Origin of the sequence: Rhodococcus sp. D-46 (assembly GCF_011290655.1) — a bacterium.
Lineage (GTDB): Bacteria > Actinomycetota > Actinomycetes > Mycobacteriales > Mycobacteriaceae > Rhodococcus_F > Rhodococcus_F qingshengii.
In genome coordinates this window covers 85,809-105,739 of record NZ_JAANTF010000006.1, presented here as the reverse complement: position 1 = coordinate 105,739, position 19,931 = coordinate 85,809, and the positions used below count along the sequence as shown (strand labels likewise).

Here is a 19,931-nt window from a genome sequence, read left to right as displayed (position 1 = left end):
GCAGTGATGACAGTCTTGGAACACGAGGAATTCGAGCGGAGGCCACTGCGCTGCACATGCTCGAAAAGAGCAGCATTCCAGTACCTCTCCTTGTCTACCGGGACGAAGTCTCTGGATTGGTCGTCTCTCGACGGGTGCATGGATCATCTCTCCGGACCGACATTCAGTTAGCCGACGTCGAGATCGGCGCGAGAAGCCTGGTAGCGAACTCATTTGCCGACACGCTTGCCGGGATTCATTCGCTCGAAGTCGGCCTCAACGGTGTGAGTGCTCTCCCCGGGATGTGCGGGGAACTGCACAACTACTTGTCCGAGATTGGAATAAGGCTCGCTCGGCACGAATTGAGTGTGAGGCCTGCGTTGAACGCGCTCCTCGATTCCCTCGCGCGATCGGTGCCGGCGCCGCAGAAGCCCTGCTTGCTCCACGGCGAATATCGTCTGGATCGAACGATTTTCGACCTCGCCGACTCCCCACTATTGCGCGCAGTGACAGATTGGCGTCGAGTAGGTTTCGGTGACCCGCTGTTGGACGTTGGTATCGCTTACGTTTTCTGGGCAGGTTTGAGAGGAATTCCCAGCGTTGTATCGGGTTGCCCTTCAGTTCATTTCGGATACCCGGCATTCGAGCAGTTGTTGTCCCGGTATCGAAGGTCAGTTACCTTCGATGTCGATACACGCGTGTTGCCGTGGTTCTACTCGGTGGGGTTTCACGAGGTTGCTGCACGCGTGCTCGAACTGTGCGATGAGAGACGCGAATGGCTCTCGAGCACAAATAGATTCGGCGATGTGTCGGCCTTGGTGACACCATTGATCACCCGCGCAGTTGCAGCCTTGGAAGGCAGTCACCTTGCCGCATCCTTTGTGCTCACGCGATGACAGAGACCCAACGAATGCTTGGAGGAAAGTCGTGACGCACGACAATCGAACCACCGGGGAGGGGCGCAAGCTGCTCCGTCTCGAGATCCGAAACGCGGAGACGCCCATCGAACGCAAACCCAACTGGATCAAGACCCGAGCAAAGATGGGCCCCGAGTACACGGAGCTCGAGGGCCTGGTCAAGCGTGAAGGTTTGCACACCGTCTGCGAGGAAGCGGGCTGCCCCAACATCTACGAGTGCTGGGAAGACCGCGAAGCCACGTTCCTGATCGGCGGTGAGCAGTGCACACGCCGCTGCGACTTCTGCCAGATCGACACCGGCAAGCCCGAAGCCCTCGACCGCGACGAGCCCCGTCGCGTCGCGGAAAGCGTTCAGGCCATGGGCCTTCGGTACTCCACGATCACCGGCGTCGCCCGCGACGACCTCCCCGACGGTGGCGCCTGGCTCTACGCCGAGACCGTCCGCAAGATCCACGAACTCAACCCTGGCACCGGCGTCGAGAACCTGGTTCCGGACTTCAACGGCAAGCCCGAACTGCTCGACGAGGTCTTCGCCTCACGTCCCGAGGTACTCGCACACAACCTCGAGACCGTCCCCCGCATCTTCAAGCGGATCCGTCCGGCATTCCGGTACCAGCGCAGCCTCGACGTCATCACCGCAGCACGCGACTACGGACTGGTCACCAAGTCCAACCTGATCCTCGGCATGGGCGAAACCCCTGAAGAGGTCACCGAGGCGATGGCAGATCTCCACGCCGCCGGTTGCGACATCCTCACCATCACCCAGTACCTGCGACCCTCGCCCCGGCACCACCCCGTCGAGCGGTGGGTCAAGCCCGAGGAGTTCGTCGCACACTCGAAGGCTGCAGAAGAGATGGGCTTCGCCGGCGTCATGGCCGGTCCGTTGGTTCGCTCGTCGTACCGCGCCGGCCGCCTGTATGCGCAGGCCATGGCACATCACGGCCGCGAACTTCCCGAGGCGCAGCGTCATCTGACCGAGGGCGGCGACGCTTCCCAGGAAGCCAGCTCACTCATCGCACGCCTCGTCGTCGATATCTAGTGCGCCGACGTCAGTTCGATACAGGAATTGGGCGACTCAGGTACGCGAACGGGCATCGCTCATCCGATCGAGCCCACTTTCCATGGATACTGCCAGTCGCTCGAGTGCGGCAAGGACCTTCCCCCGGTCCCGGCCGAGTTGGGTGAACAATTCACCGTGAGCGGCGAGTTCGCGAGGAAAGACGTCGTCGACGACAGCGTTTCCCTGGACCGTCATCGTGATCAGTGCAGATCGCCTGTCTTCGGGATTGCTTGTGCGGGAGACGAATCCTCGCTTCTCGAGTCGCGCGAGTGCCTTGCTGACCCCGGCCCGAGACATACCGAGGCGTTCGGCGAGACGAATCGCGGTGACCGGTTCCTCGGCGTATCGAAGTGGCACAAGCAGTTCCACTTCCGACACGGTGAGATCCGCGGTTTGGTATACCGGTTCGACTGCTAGTTCGAGAAGCGCCGTAATCCGTTTGAGTTGCGCGACTACTTCCATGGGCGAGGTGTCGAGGTCGGGATTGTTTTCGGCCCAGAGGTTGCAGGTACGGGAGCGGAGTGTTGGTTCGTTCACGATTCCTCAACTTTGTTAACCGGTAAACAAATTTGCTAGATTGCCAGAATAGCCCACCGTCTCGGGTGGGACGATCTGCGGACTGGGGGAGCACATGAGGTTCGACGTGGTGATTGTCGGTGGCGGTGCGGCGGGGTTGAGTGCCGCGCTTGTTCTGGCTCGTGCTCGGCGGCGAGTGATGATCGTCGATGCAGGTAACCCGCGCAATGGTGTCTCCGAGCACCTGCACGGGTACCTGACGCGGGATGGTGAGAGTCCTACGCAATTACTTGCGGCCGGCCGCAAGGAGGTTCTCGAGTACGGCAGCGAAATGACGACTGGCACCGCAATCCGAATCGAGCGCACGGACGACGGTGGGTTTCTTGTGCAAACCGACGCGACTGCGTCGCTGGAGGCACGGACTGTTCTGGTTGCTAATGGGTTACGTGACGAGCTGCCGAACATCGCTGGGCTGCAAGATCGCTGGGGCGTCGACGTTCTGCATTGTCCCTACTGTCACGGGTACGAGGTTCGAGATTCCCCGATCGGTGTGCTCGGTGGTGGCAATAGGCCGTTCACCATTCATCAGGCGTCGTTGGTGCGTCAATGGTCGGAGGATGTCGTCTTCTTTCCCAACCGTACCGAGCTGACGGGAGCCGAACGGGAGCGGCTGATTGCCAGGGGGATTCGCATTGTCGAAGGCGATGTGGCTGGCGTGTCGGTTGGCGATGGTAGATTGGACGGCGTCGAACTGGCCTCCGGTCAGGTCATTCCGCGAAGCGTAGTGTTTGTCGGCCCACGGTTTGTTCCGCGAGGCGATCTGTTGACTGACCTGGGGTGTGAAGCCGACGAAAATGGTTGGGTGGTAACTGATCCTGCAGGCAGCACAAGTGTGCCTGGAGCCTGGGCCGCGGGGAATGTGTCGGATTCTCCGGCGCAGTTGATCACCGCCGCCGCTGCCGGATCAAAGGCTGCGATTGCACTGAATCACTATCTGCTCGAGCAGGATATCGTGCGAGCGGTTGCGATCGCAGCCGAACTTCAGCCGAGTGAAACCGGAAGCAACCCTCGCGGGGTCTCTTGAGCGATCTGGTTCAGCGCAGACTCCAACGTCGGAAATTGATACTGGAAGCCGCTGTCCGCGAGCACCCCTGGTGAAACCCAGCGACTCTTCGTTACCAGTTCAGCCTCGGTGCGGATGATTCGTGCGCCGAACTCGAGCATCCAGCCCGGCGTCGGAAACCCGTATTGTCGGCCAAGTTTCGCTCGTACCATCCGCATCATGTCGGTGTTGGTTACCGGATACGGGGATGCGATATTGACCGGGCCTGAGATCTCCGGATTCTCGTAGACGTGGATGATCGCGCGAATGACGTCGGCGATGTGAATCCAGCTGAACATCTGTCGGCCGTCGCCCATTCGTCCGCCGAAGCCCATTCGGGCGAGGTTGACGAACGGATTGATCGCCCCACCGCCGGCTCCGAGGACGATCGACATCCGAAGTGCCACTTTGCGAACAGGCGTTGGGGCTGAGAACAATTCGTGTTCCCACGCTCGCGCGACCGCTACGGAGAATCCCTTTCCCAGCTCTCCGTTCTTCTCGTCCATCGGTCGATCTCGTGCGTCTCGGTAGATCGTGCCGGTACTGGCATTCGCCCAGAGTGAGGGTGGCTGCGGCGTGCGGGTCAGCGCACGACCCAACAGTGCAGTCGTTTCCACTCGGGAGGAGAAGATGTCGTCGGCATTGCGCTTGTTGTAGCGGCAGCTCACGGAGCGGCCGGCGAGGTTGACGAGCAGATCCGTGCCGCTGAGTACATCGGCGACGCCGTGCTCGTCGGACCACGTGGCATCGCTCGTTCCTCCCCGGCCGATCGTCCGAACGTCGACCCCGTTGGATTCGAGCGTTCGAAGAAGGTGTTGGCCTACGTAACCCGACGCACCACAGACAACAACGGTCTTCATGGTTTTGTGTTCCCCTCTGCAGAAACGACTTTTGTCATCAGGGCGGCGACATCGCCGACCAGACCTCGTGCCACTGGCAGCCGGGCGAGGGTGAGCGCTTTCGCGATGATCGGTACCAGGCCGTCGACGAGGGATCGGGTACGAGTTTGCCCCGGAGACGCGTCGGTGACCCAGTGCAGCGTCACGCCCAGATAGCTGAGCCACAAGAGCGTGGGGAGCTGGGTCTCCAATGACGCCGGCGTCTTCTGCTTCGACGCCGCCAGTGCTTCACGCATCAGATCGACGGCCATCGATCTCGCATCGGTCGACTCGGCCGAGAACGGGCTGGACTGTGATGTGGTGGGCAGGGCAACGTGCAGAAACGTGCTGCCGAAGCCGTGATAGGGCCCCATGACATCGAGTCCGGTGTGCAGAACAATCCTGAGATTTTCTGTCAGTGACCCACCTTCGCGAAGGAGTGGAAGCGCCCGCGCGCGGTGATCGCGTTGGATGACGAGATACAGCTCGTGAACCAGTTCGTCTTTACTGGCGAAGTAGTAGTAGGCGTTCCCGAGCGAGACCTCTGCCTCATTTGCGATCTTGCGCATGGTCGTCGCTGCGAAGCCTTCGTCGCGGAAGAGCCGCAATGCTGTTTCCACCAGCTTTTCCCTGGTCTCGATCCCGCGAGTACTCATCGACACTCCTTCTTTGAACATGTTCAAGTGCAGCGTACGCCCTGGAGTTGAACACGTCCAAGAGTGGATCTGTTGCGTGAAATATAATAAGCGCGCATACTAAATGTATGAATGAATGTGCTTTCGGTTCGCCAGGGGGCCGGCGATGAATGCCTGGTTAGGGGTTGTCTCTGCCGAACATGTGCGTCGCGCAGTGGATCTCGGTATCGCACAGATCGGGCACGGAAAGAGAGCTGGTTTGGTACGGATGAAAGCAGGTGACGTGCTTGTCTATTATTCGCCGGTCGAGTCCATGGGCGACCGAGATCCGTTGCGCGAGTTCACAGCTCTCGGTGTGATCGAAGAGGGTGAGATCTGGCAGGCGGACGAGGGGTGTTTCAAGCCGTTTCGGCGGCGAGTTCGGTACGAACAGTTCAACCCCGTTCCTCTCGACGCAGTCCGGAGTCGATTGGCGCTGACCTCGGCACCGAATTGGGGGTATCAACTCCGGCGTGGCTTGATTCCGTTGGATGACAACGACGTCGAGGTTCTGCGTTCGACGACGAGCTGACACACTGGCGCTGTGGCGAAGAAACTGGAAACCGACTTCGAGGACGCGGACGAGAGTCCCGGTCTGATGTTGTGGCGTGTCACCAATGCTTGGCAAGCCTCGATTCGCGTGGCGCTGCGACCTTTCGACCTGACCCACGTGCAGTTCGTTCTGCTCGCCGCACTGACCTGGCTGGATGCAGAGACGCCGATAACTCAACGCGGTCTTGCCGAGTACGCGCGCACCGACGCGATGATGACGTCACAGGTGATTCGGACCCTCGAATCCAAGGGGTTTGTCGAACGACGTCCACATCCGACCGATGCTCGTGCTCGCTCGCTTGCCGTCACGCCGGTGGGTGCGGCCTTGGCCGGCAGGGCGAACCGCGCGGTGGAATCTTCGGACCGGGAATTCTTCGCCGCTCTGGGGGATCGTCAGGCGGCCTTCGTCGCGATGCTCGGCACGCTTGATCGACGGTAACAACCCTCAGTTTCGAGGAGGTTGCTCTGTAGTTCTCTGCAGCAGTGCGTATTTGGCGTCCAGCCCGTCCAGTAGGGATTCCAGTGCGAGTTCGAAGCTGGCGCCGTCGATCTCGGTGGCACGCTCACGCAACAGGTGTGCTCGTGTGAGGTGCGGGTAACGCTCGGCGTAGATAGCGGGATCGTCCACGAATCCGCCGGAGAACGTTGCCGTCGCAGCACCCATGACCACGTACTTGACGGAAGCGCCGATCAGCGTTGCCGTGCGCTGCGGCCATCCGGCGCGCACCAGGCCGCCGTGGATGGCGTTCGCGCGATCGAGGGCGATGGGCCTGACGCTCGGACCGTAGGCCAGATAGGGAACGATGTTGGGATGCTTGCCCAGGGCGGCGTGGTAGGACCGCGCCCACGTGCGTAGCGCGCCGCGCCAATCGTCGGAGTCGAAGCCGCTCACGTCGACGGACTCCATGATGACGTTCGCGACGTCGTCGAGTAGCTCATCCTTGTTGGCGTAATGGCTGTACAGCGACGGTGCCTGCACGCCGAGGACGGTGGCGAGTTTGCGCATCGAGAAGTCGGTCAAACCGTTCTCGTCGACCAGTTTCAGGGCGGTGTCCCTGATGATCGGCTTGCTCAGTAGTGGAACCCGCGGTCGCGCCATCGCACAGAAACCTTTCGTCTGAGTACTGGACAACCTTACACTGTGAGTTTATTATCCAATTAACCTAACAGTGTTCGGGAACGTGGAGGATCAGATGACACGGGTGTTCGAGAACAAGTCCGATCTCCTGGGGGCGGTCGGTGAAACGCTGGGCTCGAGCGAGTGGGTCGAGGTCACCCGCGAGATGGTCCATCAATTTGCCGACGCGACCGGTGACCATCAGTGGATTCATGTCGACGACGAAAGAGCCAGGCGCGAATCACCTTTCGGTGGACCAATTGCGCACGGGTATCTGACGCTCTCACTCCTGCCGCTTCTGTCGAAGTCCGTGTATCGCATCGACGGCGCGAAAATGGTCGTCAACTACGGGTCCGACAAGGTTCGATTCCCGAGTCCGGTGCCAGTCGGGGCCAAGGTTCGAAATACCGCAGTGCTCTCCGCAATCGAAGAATTGCCGAACGGTTCACTACAGAGTCAGATCACCAACACCGTCGAGATCGAAGGCGTGGGCAAACCTGCCGTCGTTGCGCAGACCGTCGCGCGAATCTTGTTCTGAAATCCTGCAAGAAGAAAGCAGACTCCACATGAATCTCGAACTGACCACTGAGGAAGTTGCGTTCCGCGAGGAGATGCGAAAGTTCTTCACCACCGAATTCTCGCCCGAACTTCGAGCACGTGCAGCGGGATTCGGAAAGCTGACGCGTGAAGACATCGTTGCGGGCCAACAGATTCTGAACGCACACGGACTGGCGGTTCCGCACTGGCCGGTCGAATGGGGTGGCAAGGACTGGACTCCGGTACAGCGCCACATCTATTCCGAGGAAATGCAGTTGGCGTCGGTACCCAACCCGTTGCCGTTCAACGTGAGCATGGTTGGGCCCGTTATCGCTGCCTTCGGTTCGCAGGAGCAGAAGGAGAAATTTCTCCCCGCTACGGCCAACGCCGATATCTGGTGGTGCCAGGGTTTTTCGGAACCCGAAGCCGGTTCGGATCTCGCTTCACTCAAGACGGCCGCTGTTCGTGACGGCGCAGACTACATCGTCAATGGTCAGAAGACGTGGACTACTCTCGCGCAGCACGCCGAGTGGATCTTCTGTCTGGTTCGTACAGATGCCAGTGCTCAGAAGCGGCAGGCCGGAATTTCGTTCTTGCTCATCGATCTGGCAACTCCCGGCATCACGGTTCGCCCCATCAAACTGATCGACGGCAGCGTCGAGGTCAACGAGGTGTTCTTCGACAACGTCCGCGTACCTGCGGAGAATCTTGTCGGCGAGGAGAACAAGGGCTGGGACTACGCCAAGTTCCTGCTCGGCAACGAACGCACGGGGGTCACACGGGTCGGGTTCTCCAAAACCCTTGTCGCCACGGCAAAAGAGAAGGCGCGGGAGGTCCGCGTCGGAAAAGGCACACTCCTCGATGATCCGTTGTTCGCGGCTCGGTTGGCTGAGCTGGAAAACGATTTGCTTGCGCTGGATCTGACTCAACTGCGAGTTGTGGCGAGTTCGGCAGACGGCAAGCCGAACCCGGCGTCCTCGCTGCTCAAGCTCCGCGGCTCCGAATTGCAGCAGGCAGCAACGGAATTGCTGATGGATGTTGCGGGTCCGGACTCGTTGCCGGTGAATACGGTCGAGATCGACTCGCCGGAGTGGGCGCAGCAAGCGGCGCCGCGCTACCTGAACTACCGGAAGGTTTCCATCTACAGCGGATCAAGTGAGGTGCAGCGCTCCATCATTGCCTCCTCGATTCTCGGATTGTGAGCATCTGACATGAATTTCGAACTCGACGACGAGCAGACGATGCTTCGCGACACGACGCGTGAATTGCTCAACCGCAGCTACGACGCGGAGAAGCGTAACGCCACCTCGGCCACTGACGAGGGATGGAATGCCTCGGTGTGGAAGCAGTTCGCGGAGCTCGGGCTGCTCGGCCTGCCGTTCGCGGAGGCTGACGGCGGAATGGGCGCTGGACCGGTCGAGACCATGGTCGTGATGACCGAACTGGGCCGTGCGCTTGCACCCGAGCCGTACTTGGGTGGTGTTCTGATCCCCGGCGGTTTGATCGCGGCTGTCGGTTCGGCAGATCAGCGGGCGCGGCTCCTGCCGGCGCTCAGCGACGGGACCACTCTGTCGGCCTTCGCGCATACGGAACCCGGCACGCGCTGGCCGGTCGCCACCGTCACGACCACGGCGTCGCAGTCGGGATCGGGATCGGGGTGGACTATCACCGGCGTCAAGAACCCGGTCCTGCAGGGCGACAGCGCGCACGTCGTGATCGTCAGCGCCGCACTTCCAGACGGGGGCACCGGGCTCTTTCTGGTAGATGCGGAAAGCGCGGGTGTCGCATGGAGCAAATACGCAACTCACGACGGCCGTCGCGGTGCGCAGTTCACGTTCACCGATGCCGCGGCCGAACAGCTTGGTGAGGGCGGCGATGTCACGGAGGCGATCGTCGAAGCAGAGGTTCGGGCGCAGGCAGCTCTGTGCGCCGAGGCGATCGGGATCATGATCGAAGCTCTGCGACTGACGACGGAATACCTGAAGCAGCGCAAGCAGTTCGGTGTTCCGCTCGCGAAGTTCCAGACGCTGACTCATCGTGCGGCCGACATGTACGTGGCGCTCGAACTCGCGAGCAGCATGAGTCTGTACGCCACCATGGCCATCGCCGACGGAGTGATCGATCCGACGATCGCGTCGCGAGCGAAGCTGGCTGTCGGTCGTGCCGCGCATCAGATCGGTCAGGAAGCAATTCAGATGCACGGTGGTATCGGTATGACAGCCGAGTATCCGGTCGGGCACTACGTCTCGCGGCTGGTGGCCATCGAACACACTTTGGGCGCATCGGACGATCACCTCAGGGTGCTGGCCGCCGGCGTCTCGAACTATTCGATGGTGAACGTCACCGATTAGATCGGTGGTGAAGATAACGGGAGGTCACGCGCAGGTCGCGTGGCCTCCCTTGTCTGTGCGGGGGCCGACCCGCGGTATTCGCGGTCAAGTAAAATTCCTGTGATCAGTCCGAGAAGAGAAAGGGATCGAAGTGACCGCGCATACCGAGCAGCTCGAGTTCCAAGCAGAAACACGTCAGCTGCTGGATCTGATGGTTCATTCAATCTATACGAACAAGGACAGCTTCCTTCGTGAGTTGATCTCCAACGCTTCGGACGCGCTGGACAAGCTCCGCCTCGAGTCTTACCAGGACAAAGACCTCAACGTCGACGTCTCCGATCTGCACATCGAGATCGACATCGACAAAGCGGCGCGCACCCTCACGATCCGCGACAACGGCATCGGCATGTCGCGTGACGAGGTCGTCGACCTGATCGGCACGCTCGCCAAGTCCGGCACCGCCGAGGTACGTCGTAAGCTCAAGGAAGCCAAGGATGCAGCGGCATCGGAAGAACTGATCGGTCAGTTCGGCATCGGCTTCTACTCCACGTTCATGGTCGCGGACAAGGTCACGCTGCTGACCCGCCGTGCCGGTGAAGATCACGCGACGCGCTGGGAATCGACCGGCGAAGGCACGTACACGCTCGAGCATGTGAACGAGGCACCGCAGGGTAGCTCCGTGACCCTGCACCTGATGCCCGAGGATTCCGAGAACGGCCTGCACGACTACACGTCGGAATGGAAGATCAAGGAACTGGTCAAGAAGTACTCCGACTTCATCGCGTGGCCGATCCGCATGGATGTCGCTCGTACGTCGACGCCGGCCGAGGGCGAGGAGCCCGAGGTCACCATCGAGACCGAGACGATCAACTCGATGAAGGCGCTGTGGACTCGCTCCAAGGACGAGGTGTCCGAGGACGAGTACAAGGAGTTCTACAAGCACGTCAGCCACGCCTGGGACGAGCCTCTCGAGGTCATCCCGATGAAGGCCGAAGGTACTTTCGAATACCAAGCGCTGCTGTTCATTCCGTCGACGGCGCCGTTCGATCTGTTCATGCGTGAGCGCAAGGCCGGGATCCACCTCTACGTCAAGCGCGTCTTCATCATGGACGACTGCGAAGAGTTGGTGCCCGATTACCTGCGTTTCGTCAAGGGTGTCGTCGACGCACAAGACCTCTCGCTCAATGTCTCTCGTGAAATTCTGCAGCAGGACCGGCAGATCGCTGCCATCCGTCGTCGTCTGACCAAGAAGGTCCTCTCGACCATCAAGGACATGAAGGCGAACGAGCCGGAGAAGTACTCGACCTTCTGGACCGAGTTCGGACGCGCGCTCAAGGAAGGCCTGATGGCCGATGCCGACAACCGCAAGACGCTGCTCGACATCTCGTCCTTCGCCTCGACCAACAGCGAAGAGGGCGTGACCACTCTCGCCGAGTACGTGGAGCGCATGAAGGACGGTCAGGAACAGATCTACTTCATGACCGGCGAATCTCGTCACCTCATCGAAAGCTCGCCGCACATGGAGGCTTTCAAGGCCAAGGGCCTCGAGGTTCTGGTACTTACCGATCCCGTGGACGAGATGTGGGTCGACGCAGTCTCGGACTTCGACGGCAAGACCTTCCAGTCGATCGCCAAGGGCGAGGTCGACCTCGACACCGAGGACGAGAAGAAGGCGGCCGAGGCCGAGCGCGAAGAGAAGGAAAAGGAATTCGGCGCGCTACTGACGTGGCTGACCGAAACCCTGTCCGACGACATCAAGGAAACGCGTCTCTCGACGCGCCTGACCACGTCGGCTGCCTGCATCGTCGGCGACGCGTTCAGCATGTCTCCGACGCTCGAGAAGATGTACAAGGCTTCGGGTCAGCCTGTTCCACACAGCAAGCGCATTCTCGAGCTCAACCCGGAGCATCCGCTTGTCTCGGGTCTGCGGGAGGCGCAGGCCGCCAATGACAATGCAGAGAACCTGACGGAGACGGCTCAGTTGCTCTACGGCATGGCGTTGCTTGCCGAGGGCGGTGAACTGAGCGATCCGGCGCACTTCACGCGCCTGCTGGCCGATCGTTTGGCTCGCACAGTCTGATCTCGTCTAGCTCGCTCGAACTCCCGGCACTCACCTTCATCGGTGGGTGCCGGGAGTTTTTTCTTGATCGTTTTCTAATGAGGACCGTTTCTGTCCGCAATAACTTCTAACGTAGTTCTCACAGGGCACGAACCCACGAGCGAAGGAAAACATCATGAACGCACCGATCACCACCGTCACCGGCGAGCGCGCGGATCTCCTCGAGAGCCTGCGTCGGCATCGTGAATTCCTTCTTTTCACTGTCAAGGACCTCACCGACGAGCAGGCTGCTTCGAGGCCGACCGTGAGCGAACTGTGCCTCGGTGGATTGATCAAGCATGTGGGTCAGGCGGAGAAGGGATGGGTCGACTTCATTCTGGAAGGGCCGGCCGGACTTGGTGGGGACTTCGACCCGACCCAGTGGTCGGAAGAGATGCAACAGGAACGGGCGAACGAATTCGCCATGGTCGAGGGTGAAACCTTGGCAGGCATCGTTTCCGAGTACGAGGGGATCGCGGCCAGGACCGACGAGTTGGTGGCCTCGCTGGACAGCCTCGACATCTCGCATCCACTGCCGTCGGCGCCGTGGTTCGAAGCGGGAGCTCGCTGGTCAGCGCGGCGCGCATTGCTGCACATCATCGCCGAGACGGCCCAGCATGCGGGCCACGCGGACATGCTTCGCGAAGCCATCGACGGTTCCAAGACGATGGGTTGATGGATGGATTGATCCACCGGGATGTTTACACATCACACAAATATGTAACACTAGTGTCTATGAGCACCGAAAAGTCTGCCTTGCAACCGCCGATGCAGTGGGACGCCTGGGGCGATCCGGCCAAGAAGCGTGAACTGTCGGACGCAGTCACATCATTGTTGACCGGATTTCTCGGTGTCTCCGCACCGACTCGATCGCGTCTCGCCATCGAAGACGTCCAGGTGGCTCCGTCCGCTATGGCCCAGTCGCATGTCGAAGCGCTGTCCGGGCTGGTCGGGGCCGAGTACGTCAGTACCAAGGATTCCGATCGAATCCTTCGGGCCGGTGGCAAGAGCACCCCGGATCTGCTTCGCCGTCGTAGCGTCGAGCCACAGGACGCACCGGACGCAGTCGTCACCCCAGGGACAGACGCAGAGGTCGAGCAGGTTCTCCGATACTGCTCTGCCAACCGGATCGCAGTGGTCCCGTTCGGCGGCGGCACCAGCGTCGTCGGCGGGCTCGATCCCATCCGCGACGGGTTCGACGCAGTTCTTTCTCTCGACCTGCGTCGGTTCGATCAACTCGTCGGGTTGGACGAGGAGTCGGGCATCGCGACGTTCGGCGGGGGAACCACCGGCCCTCGTGCCGAGGAGCTACTGCGTGAACACGGCTTCTCGGTCGGGCACTTCCCGCAGAGCTTCTTGTTCGCCACTTTGGGCGGGTTTGCCGCTACCCGATCATCGGGACAGGCGTCGGCTGGATACGGACGCTTCGAGGACATGGTCCAGGGCCTCACCGTCGTCACCCCGAGTGGTGTGGTCGAGACCGGGCGCGCGCCGGCATCCGCCGCCGGCCCCGACCTGGGTGAGCTCTTTGTCGGCTCCGAGGGCACCTTCGGCGTCATCACGCACGTGCGTGTGCGGGTTCACCGCCTGCCGGAGACCACAGTGCGCGAAGGGTGGAGCTTCCCCGACTTCGCCACCGGCGCAGCAGCATTGCGTGAGCTTGTCCAGGAAGGATCGGCTCCGACAGTATTGCGGTTGTCCGACGAGGCCGAGAGTGGCGTGAATCTGGCGACCACCGACAAGATCGGCGAGAACGCCTTCACCGGTGGTTGCCTCGGCATCACTACCTACGAGGGCACCGCTTCGCACACCGCTGAACGGATGGCGGAGGCCCGCGCAATTCTCACCGCTCACGGCGGCACGTCGCTCGGTGAGGAGCCCGGAAACAGCTGGGAACACGGGCGATTCGATGCGCCGTATCTGCGTGACGCTCTGCTCGACGTCGGCGCACTGTGCGAAACCCTCGAGACGGCAACCACCTGGGGTAACCTCGCGAACCTGCGCTCCTCGGTCACCGAGGCGCTGACCAAGGCTCTCGTCGAGCAGGGGACTCAGCCGCTCGTGATGTGCCACATTTCGCACACCTACAAGACCGGTGCTTCGCTGTACTTCACCGTCGTCAGCGCGCAGACCGAGGATCCGATCGCTCAGTGGCACAAGGCGAAAACTGCCGCTGGCGATGCGATCATCGCCGCCGGTGGCACGATCACCCATCACCACGCTGTCGGCGCCGATCACCGCCCATGGATGAAGGACGAGATCGGTGAATTGGGCGCGAACATCCTTCGCGCAGTGAAGAATGCAGTGGACCCTGCCGGCATTCTCAATCCTGGAAAGCTGATTCCGTGACCGAAACCCGCAGTCAGATCGAGAAGGTTACCGTCCTGATCAATCCGATGGCGGGACATGGTCACGCGCCTGCAGCCGGACGCAAAGGTGTTGCGCGACTGCGCGCTCGGGGAGTTGCCGTCACCGAGATCATCGGAACCGACGCCGACGACGCCAAGAAATTGGCCCGTCGTGCGATCGAGGAGGGTACCGACGCGCTGGTGGTGGTCGGCGGTGACGGTGCCATCAGCATCGGATTGCAGGCTGCCGCGTTGACCGATACTCCTATCGGGCTCATCCCGGCGGGCACCGGTAACGATCACGCCCGTGAGTTCGGCATTCCCACAGGCGATCCCGAGGCAGCCGCCGATGTGATCGCCGACGGCGTCGTGCAGCAGTCCGACCTGGCGAAGATCACGCTGGCCGACGGTTCCGTCGTCTGGTCGGGAACGATCATCGCGAGCGGATTCGATTCGCTGGTCAGTGAACGGGCCAATCGGATGTCGTGGCCCAAGGGACCGATGCGCTACAACTTGGCGATGCTCGCCGAGTTGGCGAAGATGAAGCCGCTGCCGTACCGGATCGAACTCGACGACGAGGTCATCACGGTGGACGCGACGCTCGTGGCTGTTGGCAACGGGCGCTCGTACGGTGGCGGCATGCTCATCACGCCAGGAGCGTCGAAGTCGGACGGGTTGCTGGATCTGACCGTCGTCGGGCACGGTTCGAGGTTGCGTCTGGTGCGCCTGTTTCCGCGGGTGTACAAGGGAACTCACGTCTCGCTCGACGCCGTGCAAACGTACCGATCCAAGAAGGTCCGGCTGGTCTCCGAAGGCATCATCGCTTACGCGGACGGTGATCGGGTGGGACCGTTGCCTATCACGATCGAGGCAGTTCCCACGGCGCTCAACATCTTGACGCACACTCGGATCTGAGTCGGTTCTGCCGGGCACTAGGTAGCGGTGGTGTCAGACTTCTCGGATGAACGAATCGACGAAGTCGGCGCACCGCCGCACTGCGTGGACGTCGGAGAAATGGCAGCTAGCCACCGACATCCCGTTGACCGCTGCGGCCTGCCTTTTCTTGGTGGCGTACGCGTACCAAGTGCTGGCGCAACCGACGGGCCTTCCACATCGTCTGACCGAATGGACGATGTGGGCTGCGTGGGTCGTTTTTGCCGTCGACTACGCAGTTCGCCTGTGGTTGGCACCTGCCCGCGGTCGCTGGTTCGTCAGGCATCTCTTGGACTTGGCGATGGTGGTGTTGCCCATGCTGCGTCCGCTGCGCCTACTTCGGTTGGTCACACTGCTTGCGATAGTTCACCGCTCGAGCGGGCAAAGCTTGCGTGGACGGGTGGTTATTTACGCCACTGGTGCCACGGCCTTGCTGATCGGTGTCGCGGCGCTGGCCATGCTCGATGCCGAGCGTCACGCGCAGGGCGCTGCCATCACGTCGTACGGAACGGCATTGTGGTGGGCGATGGAGACGGTCACGACCGTCGGTTACGGAGACATGGCGCCCGTTACCACGACCGGGCGCATGATCGCCGGAGCATTGATGATCGGCGGAATTGCGTTGCTGGGCATCGTGACTGCCACACTCGCTTCCTGGTTGGTCGAGCGCGTGGCGGAACAGGACGAGGCATCCCAGGCCGCGACGCGTAAGCAGGTGGCGGACCTGTCCGAGGAAGTCCGAGCCTTGGCCACCCGCACGCACCGAGTCGATCTCGCGTCCGTCGATACCGATTCGCTGCGTCGCGAACTGGCGTCGAGGGGAGTCGTGGCGCAGCATGCACCTTCGGACAATTGACCCGCAGTACAGCAAACAATAGAACGATGGTCTGATAATCTTGCGTGATGGTGGCGACCCACGGATTTCAGCGCGCGCGCAGGCCTGAGCAGATCGAAGCGCGTCGGTGCGCGATTCTCGATGCGGCCCGCGCGATGCTCGGGTCCAGGCCCGTCGCCGACATCAGCCTGCGTGAGCTCAGTGAGAGCGTCGGACTGGCGAAGTCGAACGTGCTTCGCTACTTCGACAGTCGCGAAGCCATCTTTCTCGAAGTGCTCGACGAGAACTGGGTTGCGTGGTTGGACGGGTTGTCCGAGTCGTTGACCCCGACCGGCGACGACTCGCCGTTCGCCACTGAAATCCATGTGGCATCGACGGTTGCGGAATCGCTTGTCGCACAGCGTTTACTGTGTGAGTTGATGAGCGTCATGGCAGGTGTCCTCGAAAGAAACATCTCCGTCGACTTCGCCCGTGACTTCAAGAAGCGGGCAACGGTCAACTCGGGAAGGTTTGCGTCGCTGATTCATTCGCAATTGCCTCACCTCTCGGAGGGCGACGCGGCTCAATTCGCCAAGGTAACCCTGGTGATTGTTGCAGGCTTGTGGCCGACTGCCGAGCCTGCCGAATCCATGGTCGTCGTACTGAACGAGATGCAGGCGCCCCCTGCTGCCGACATGTTCGCAACCGGCCTACGTGAAGGTCTGATCAATCAGCTCGTCGGGCTGTCGGCGCGAGCGGCAACCCGAACGAGCTGAGCCCGTTCAGGCGCTGTGCAGCGTCAGGACGGTGATCTCGCTCGGTGCGAACACGCGGAATGGTGGACCCCAGAACCCGGTTCCGCGGCTTGTGTACAACTGCGTGCGGTCGCCGTGACGGGTGAGCCCGTGCACCGACGGTTGATCGAGTTTGACCAGAAGGTTGAACGGCCAGATCTGTCCGCCGTGGGTATGACCGGCGAGCTGCAGATCCACTCCCGCGGAAGCGGACTGAGTTACCTGCTTCGGTTGATGGGCGAGCATCAGGATCGGCAAATCGGGGTCGGTGCGGGCAAGGGCCATATCGAAGTTCGCGCCGTGACCGTCGAGCTTCGATCCCAGAGCGGTGGCGTCGTCGACTCCGGCGATGACCAGGTTGTCGCCGCCCTTGGTGACGACGAGGTGCCGGTTGTGCAGGGCATCCCAGCCGATCGAGGTCATGTAGTCGAGCCACTCCTGAGCCTCGTGGAAGTACTCGTGATTCCCGGTGACGTAGACACGAGCGAGTCTGGCTTCCACCGACGCGAGTGGGGTGGCTTGGCCGAGGCGCTGCTCCACTGTTCCGTCGGCAATGTCACCGACGTGGGCCACGATGTCGGCGTCGAGATCGTTGACTGCCGCGATCACGCGCTCGGACCACTTCTCGCGATTGATCGGCCCGAAGTGAGTGTCGGTGATCGCGACTACCCGAAGTTTGTCCATCCCCGCACCAAGGCGGGGGATGGTGACGTCGACCTGCTTGATCCGTGGCAGTCTCATGGCTTCCCGATAGCCCCAGATCAGCAGAACGGCCGAGGTGATCAGTGCCGCAACGGCGACGATCCTCGATCGAAGCGGGTCATCCACGCCGCCGACGAGCAGTCCGAGCCTCAGGACTTCACCGAGCAGGGTCCACACGAACACGACCCAGATGATTCCGAGGAGGGCGTCGCCGACCAGGCGAACTGGATCGCGGTCAGTGTGTCCGTGGCTGAGCATCATGGTGGCAGGCAGGGTGATCAGGAGGGCGGCAAATAGAACGGTGCCGAAAACTGCCACCGCTGTCGGCCAGTCCGGCCGGACGAACAAGCTCCACCACGGGTACACGAACAACAGAGCCAAGATCGACGCGACAATCGCGGATATGGCAACGATCCGCAACGGTCTGCGGCGCGGAACTCGAGCGACGTCGGTCGCCTGGGGTGTAGTCACCCCGTCCAGAGTAAAGGTCCACTGGTCTATTAACAAGGGGACGGTGGTCCGCTATCGGAATGTCGGTGTTCTCGGATAGGTTTCCGAACGTTGAAACTCGGCCAGTGATCAGGTGGGTGGCGCATGGAGAAGTACGACGTCAAGAAGGCATACAAGGATCTCTATTCCCCCGGGCGCCGCGATTTTGCCCTCGTGACCGTCCCGCGCTTCGGCTACTTCGCCGTCGACGGTCACGGTGATCCCAACACTGCCACCGAGTACTCCGAGGCGCTCGAAGCGCTGTATTCGGTGTCCTACGCGACCAAATTCGCGAGCAAGAAGGAACTGGATCGCGACTTCGTCGTGGGCCCGCTGGAAGGGTTGTGGCGGGCAGATGACCCCGAGGTGTTCGTGACGCGGGACAAGTCGTCGTGGGATTGGACGATGATGATCTCGCAACCGGAGTGGATCACGGAGACCGAACTGTCTGCGTCGATTGACGCAGTCCGGGCCAAGGCAGTGCGGGCCAAGAAGGAGATTGCCGCTCTCGACAAGGTCAGGTTTCTCGAGTTGGAGGAAGGTCTGTCCGTCCAGATTCTTCACGTCGGCTCGTACGACGACGAAGCTCCTACCCTGGACCGGCTGCACAACACGTTCATCCCGTCGAACGGCCTGAGCTTCAACGGCGATCATCACGAGATCTATCTCAGCGACGCTCGCCGTACACCGCCCGAGAAACTGAAGACGGTTCTGCGTCAGCCTGTTTCGAGGTAGCAATCAGGGCTCGAGGCCGCGCAACTTCTCGAGGTCGCGTCGCTCGCGTTTGGTCGGTCTGCCGGCGCCACGATCACGTCGCGGAATGGACGCGATCAGTTCGGGCGGTGGTGGGGGCGGCGAATTGTCCTGCAGGCAATCGGCGGCCAGCACCGCGCTGACTCGTTTCGTGATCGGCTTGACCACGACGACAATGCGTTCGATGCCGGATACACGCACCCGCACCTCGTCGCCGGCTTTCACCTGCTGAGCCGCCTTTGCCGACGTTCCATTGACCCGAACGTGTCCCGATCGGCAGGCCGTCGCCGCCTGCGAGCGTGTCTTGAACAGCCGAACCGCCCACGTCCAGCTGTCCACGCGGACACTGATCGCGTCGGAGGGGAGTTGGGCTGGCACGCACTCCAGCCTACCGACGAGTGCTCACAGACCCTGCGCGCGGATGCCCGAGTAGGCGCGCGGCGCATACCGCAGTCGTAGCGGCAGCAGATGCCAGAACCGATCTGTCAATGTCAGGAAGCGGGCGAACCAGAAGTACATCCGTTCGTCGCGCGGCGTCCATTCCCATTCAAGGGTCTTGCGTGCCTTCTCCGGCATCAGTGCCTTGCCGATCCAGTTCGCCACGGCCATCGTGGGGCGAGAGCTAAGACGCCACAGCCACGTCGGAACCTTCGGAGCCGGTGCGATGTCGTGCTCGGCGATGCGCGTCGACCATTTTGTGGTGTGGGTGTTGATCAGGTGGTTGTCGAGCATGTCTTCCCAATACGTGCGGAAGCTGACGTAGTCGTCGAAAGCCGGTCGATCGGTGAGTCCGTAACAGCGCCACCAAGTTACGGCCTCACGGACAAGTTGGTCCTTCTGCTCCGCCGTGAACTTCTTGTACGCGAATCGCTCGTTGAAATCGAGTATCACCTCGAAGAACGTGACGTGTGTCCACCAGAAAGTGTCAGGAGCGAGGGCGTGGTAGCGCCCGCCGGTTTCGTCGATTCCTTTGAGATCGGTGTGGAAGTTGCGAACGAGCGTGCCTGTGCCCTCTTCGGTCCGGTCGTACACGACGCCGTAGATGGGCGGCAGTGAGCGGAACAGGCGGTCGAGCGGGTTGTCGAAAAAATTCGAATGGTCCTGCAGCGCTCCACTTACCGCGGGATGCATGTTCTGCAGCGTGCCTGCGCGTCCGAGATACAGCAGACCGCGAACGTCGCCGAAGTGTGTCCACGTCAGGGAACCGGGGCCGATCGGATCTGCTCGCAGGGCCCGGGGCGCTGGCAGTTCCCGGGGCTTCGGCCGACGAGTACCTGTGTCCGCATCGCTGCTCATCTGGTTGACCCTCCGCCTGCGTTCATGTGACAACGGTTGTTG

General features: G+C 61.5%; 21 protein-coding genes. 14 read left to right on the top strand and 7 right to left on the bottom strand.

Annotation, left to right across the window (positions count from 1 at the left end; all coding sequences use genetic code 11):
* Nucleotides 1-906: 906 nt before the first annotated feature.
* Nucleotides 907-1,935: a lipoyl synthase gene (gene lipA / locus G9U53_RS16225; RefSeq protein ID WP_064443745.1), complete on the top strand. Its 1,029-nt coding sequence runs from the start codon at nt 907-909 to the stop codon at nt 1,933-1,935.
* A gap of 36 nt (nt 1,936-1,971) precedes the next feature.
* Here the strand turns inward: lipA and G9U53_RS16220 are convergent, their stop codons facing one another.
* Nucleotides 1,972-2,493: a MarR family transcriptional regulator gene (locus G9U53_RS16220; protein WP_083056713.1), complete on the bottom strand. Its 522-nt coding sequence runs from the start codon at nt 2,491-2,493 to the stop codon at nt 1,972-1,974.
* A gap of 94 nt (nt 2,494-2,587) precedes the next feature.
* Between G9U53_RS16220 and G9U53_RS16215 the strand changes: the two genes are divergently transcribed.
* The gene (locus G9U53_RS16215; protein ID WP_165638911.1) at nt 2,588-3,556 is read left to right on the top strand and encodes an NAD(P)/FAD-dependent oxidoreductase; all 969 of its coding nucleotides are present in this window, start codon (nt 2,588-2,590) and stop codon (nt 3,554-3,556) included.
* Here G9U53_RS16215 and G9U53_RS16210 read toward each other — a convergent pair.
* On the bottom strand, nt 3,514-4,434 hold the full coding sequence (locus G9U53_RS16210) for a TIGR01777 family oxidoreductase (RefSeq protein ID WP_050656413.1): 921 nt from the start codon (nt 4,432-4,434) through the stop codon (nt 3,514-3,516). The two genes, G9U53_RS16215 and G9U53_RS16210, sit on opposite strands and share 43 nt — an antisense overlap.
* Entirely contained in the window at nt 4,431-5,108 is a 678-nt protein-coding gene (locus G9U53_RS16205) for a TetR family transcriptional regulator (protein ID WP_042453557.1), read from the bottom strand. The genes G9U53_RS16210 and G9U53_RS16205 overlap by 4 nt, the downstream gene beginning before the upstream one ends.
* 145 nt (nt 5,109-5,253) lie before the next feature.
* On the opposite strand from G9U53_RS16205, the gene G9U53_RS16200 reads away from it, so the two are divergent.
* Both G9U53_RS16200 and G9U53_RS16195 read left to right on the top strand, forming a co-directional pair.
* Nucleotides 5,254-5,658, top strand: coding sequence for an EVE domain-containing protein (locus G9U53_RS16200; RefSeq protein WP_030535154.1), 405 nt, complete (start codon nt 5,254-5,256; stop codon nt 5,656-5,658).
* 12 nt (nt 5,659-5,670) lie between these two features.
* Nucleotides 5,671-6,117 carry a MarR family transcriptional regulator gene (locus tag G9U53_RS16195; protein WP_165638910.1) on the top strand — a complete coding sequence of 149 codons (447 nt, stop codon included), beginning with the start codon at nt 5,671-5,673 and terminating at the stop codon, nt 6,115-6,117.
* A gap of 6 nt (nt 6,118-6,123) precedes the next feature.
* Here the strand turns inward: G9U53_RS16195 and G9U53_RS16190 are convergent, their stop codons facing one another.
* Nucleotides 6,124-6,777: a TetR/AcrR family transcriptional regulator C-terminal domain-containing protein gene (locus tag G9U53_RS16190; RefSeq protein ID WP_003939740.1), complete on the bottom strand. Its 654-nt coding sequence runs from the start codon at nt 6,775-6,777 to the stop codon at nt 6,124-6,126.
* 94 nt (nt 6,778-6,871) lie between these two features.
* On the opposite strand from G9U53_RS16190, the gene G9U53_RS16185 reads away from it, so the two are divergent.
* The 9 genes from G9U53_RS16185 (at nt 6,872) to G9U53_RS16145 (ending at nt 16,631) form a co-directional block, all read left to right on the top strand.
* A complete protein-coding gene (locus G9U53_RS16185; protein WP_047271233.1) occupies nt 6,872-7,333 on the top strand; it encodes a MaoC family dehydratase in 462 nt (153 codons plus the stop codon).
* Nucleotides 7,334-7,361: 28 nt separating this feature from the next.
* Entirely contained in the window at nt 7,362-8,534 is a 1,173-nt protein-coding gene (locus G9U53_RS16180; protein WP_165638909.1) for an acyl-CoA dehydrogenase family protein, read from the top strand.
* Between the two features lie 9 nt (nt 8,535-8,543).
* The gene (locus G9U53_RS16175; protein ID WP_165638908.1) at nt 8,544-9,683 is read left to right on the top strand and encodes an acyl-CoA dehydrogenase family protein; all 1,140 of its coding nucleotides are present in this window, start codon (nt 8,544-8,546) and stop codon (nt 9,681-9,683) included.
* Between the two features lie 130 nt (nt 9,684-9,813).
* The gene (htpG, locus tag G9U53_RS16170; RefSeq protein WP_054781209.1) at nt 9,814-11,742 is read left to right on the top strand and encodes a molecular chaperone HtpG; all 1,929 of its coding nucleotides are present in this window, start codon (nt 9,814-9,816) and stop codon (nt 11,740-11,742) included.
* Nucleotides 11,743-11,896: 154 nt separating this feature from the next.
* Nucleotides 11,897-12,436, top strand: coding sequence for a DinB family protein (locus G9U53_RS16165; protein ID WP_165638907.1), 540 nt, complete (start codon nt 11,897-11,899; stop codon nt 12,434-12,436).
* A 92-nt stretch (nt 12,437-12,528) separates the two neighbouring features.
* On the top strand, nt 12,529-14,109 hold the full coding sequence (locus tag G9U53_RS16160; RefSeq protein ID WP_165639018.1) for an FAD-binding oxidoreductase: 1,581 nt from the start codon (nt 12,529-12,531) through the stop codon (nt 14,107-14,109).
* Complete coding sequence (locus G9U53_RS16155) at nt 14,106-15,023, top strand: diacylglycerol kinase (protein ID WP_007731349.1); 918 nt, start codon at nt 14,106-14,108, stop codon at nt 15,021-15,023. Before G9U53_RS16160 ends, G9U53_RS16155 begins: the two co-directional genes overlap by 4 nt.
* A 46-nt stretch (nt 15,024-15,069) precedes the next feature.
* Nucleotides 15,070-15,897, top strand: coding sequence for a potassium channel family protein (locus G9U53_RS16150; RefSeq protein WP_007731350.1), 828 nt, complete (start codon nt 15,070-15,072; stop codon nt 15,895-15,897).
* A gap of 47 nt (nt 15,898-15,944) precedes the next feature.
* Entirely contained in the window at nt 15,945-16,631 is a 687-nt protein-coding gene (locus G9U53_RS16145) for a TetR family transcriptional regulator (protein WP_007731351.1), read from the top strand.
* 6 nt (nt 16,632-16,637) lie between these two features.
* Here G9U53_RS16145 and G9U53_RS16140 read toward each other — a convergent pair whose 3' ends face one another.
* Nucleotides 16,638-17,822 (bottom strand): metallophosphoesterase, encoded by a 1,185-nt coding sequence (locus G9U53_RS16140; RefSeq protein ID WP_165638906.1) that lies wholly within the window; start codon nt 17,820-17,822, stop codon nt 16,638-16,640.
* Between the two features lie 123 nt (nt 17,823-17,945).
* On the opposite strand from G9U53_RS16140, the gene G9U53_RS16135 reads away from it, so the two are divergent.
* Nucleotides 17,946-18,575, top strand: a complete 630-nt coding sequence (locus tag G9U53_RS16135) for a GyrI-like domain-containing protein (RefSeq protein WP_007731353.1) — start codon at nt 17,946-17,948, stop codon at nt 18,573-18,575.
* Between the two features lie 3 nt (nt 18,576-18,578).
* Here G9U53_RS16135 and G9U53_RS16130 read toward each other — a convergent pair whose 3' ends face one another.
* On the bottom strand, nt 18,579-18,971 hold the full coding sequence (locus tag G9U53_RS16130; protein ID WP_029256216.1) for a S4 domain-containing protein: 393 nt from the start codon (nt 18,969-18,971) through the stop codon (nt 18,579-18,581).
* Between the two features lie 24 nt (nt 18,972-18,995).
* Nucleotides 18,996-19,889: an oxygenase MpaB family protein gene (locus G9U53_RS16125; protein WP_065351385.1), complete on the bottom strand. Its 894-nt coding sequence runs from the start codon at nt 19,887-19,889 to the stop codon at nt 18,996-18,998.
* Nucleotides 19,890-19,931: the final 42 nt, after the last annotated feature.

Excerpts from the sequence above, each read along its gene's own strand:
- G9U53_RS16215 (WP_165638911.1), top strand. The coding sequence starts at position 2,588 with ATGAGGTTCGACGTGGTGATTGTCGGTGGCGGTGCGGCGGGGTTGAGT.
- G9U53_RS16210 (WP_050656413.1), bottom strand. The coding sequence starts at position 4,434 with ATGAAGACCGTTGTTGTCTGTGGTGCGTCGGGTTACGTAGGCCAACAC.
- G9U53_RS16205 (WP_042453557.1), bottom strand. The coding sequence starts at position 5,108 with ATGAGTACTCGCGGGATCGAGACCAGGGAAAAGCTGGTGGAAACAGCA.
- G9U53_RS16200 (WP_030535154.1), top strand. The coding sequence starts at position 5,254 with ATGAATGCCTGGTTAGGGGTTGTCTCTGCCGAACATGTGCGTCGCGCA.
- G9U53_RS16190 (WP_003939740.1), bottom strand. The coding sequence starts at position 6,777 with ATGGCGCGACCGCGGGTTCCACTACTGAGCAAGCCGATCATCAGGGAC.
- G9U53_RS16185 (WP_047271233.1), top strand. The coding sequence starts at position 6,872 with ATGACACGGGTGTTCGAGAACAAGTCCGATCTCCTGGGGGCGGTCGGT.
- G9U53_RS16180 (WP_165638909.1), top strand. The coding sequence starts at position 7,362 with ATGAATCTCGAACTGACCACTGAGGAAGTTGCGTTCCGCGAGGAGATG.
- G9U53_RS16175 (WP_165638908.1), top strand. The coding sequence starts at position 8,544 with ATGAATTTCGAACTCGACGACGAGCAGACGATGCTTCGCGACACGACG.
- G9U53_RS16165 (WP_165638907.1), top strand. The coding sequence starts at position 11,897 with ATGAACGCACCGATCACCACCGTCACCGGCGAGCGCGCGGATCTCCTC.
- G9U53_RS16160 (WP_165639018.1), top strand. The coding sequence starts at position 12,529 with ATGCAGTGGGACGCCTGGGGCGATCCGGCCAAGAAGCGTGAACTGTCG.
- G9U53_RS16150 (WP_007731350.1), top strand. The coding sequence starts at position 15,070 with ATGAACGAATCGACGAAGTCGGCGCACCGCCGCACTGCGTGGACGTCG.
- G9U53_RS16145 (WP_007731351.1), top strand. The coding sequence starts at position 15,945 with ATGGTGGCGACCCACGGATTTCAGCGCGCGCGCAGGCCTGAGCAGATC.
- G9U53_RS16135 (WP_007731353.1), top strand. The coding sequence starts at position 17,946 with ATGGAGAAGTACGACGTCAAGAAGGCATACAAGGATCTCTATTCCCCC.
- G9U53_RS16125 (WP_065351385.1), bottom strand. The coding sequence starts at position 19,889 with ATGAGCAGCGATGCGGACACAGGTACTCGTCGGCCGAAGCCCCGGGAA.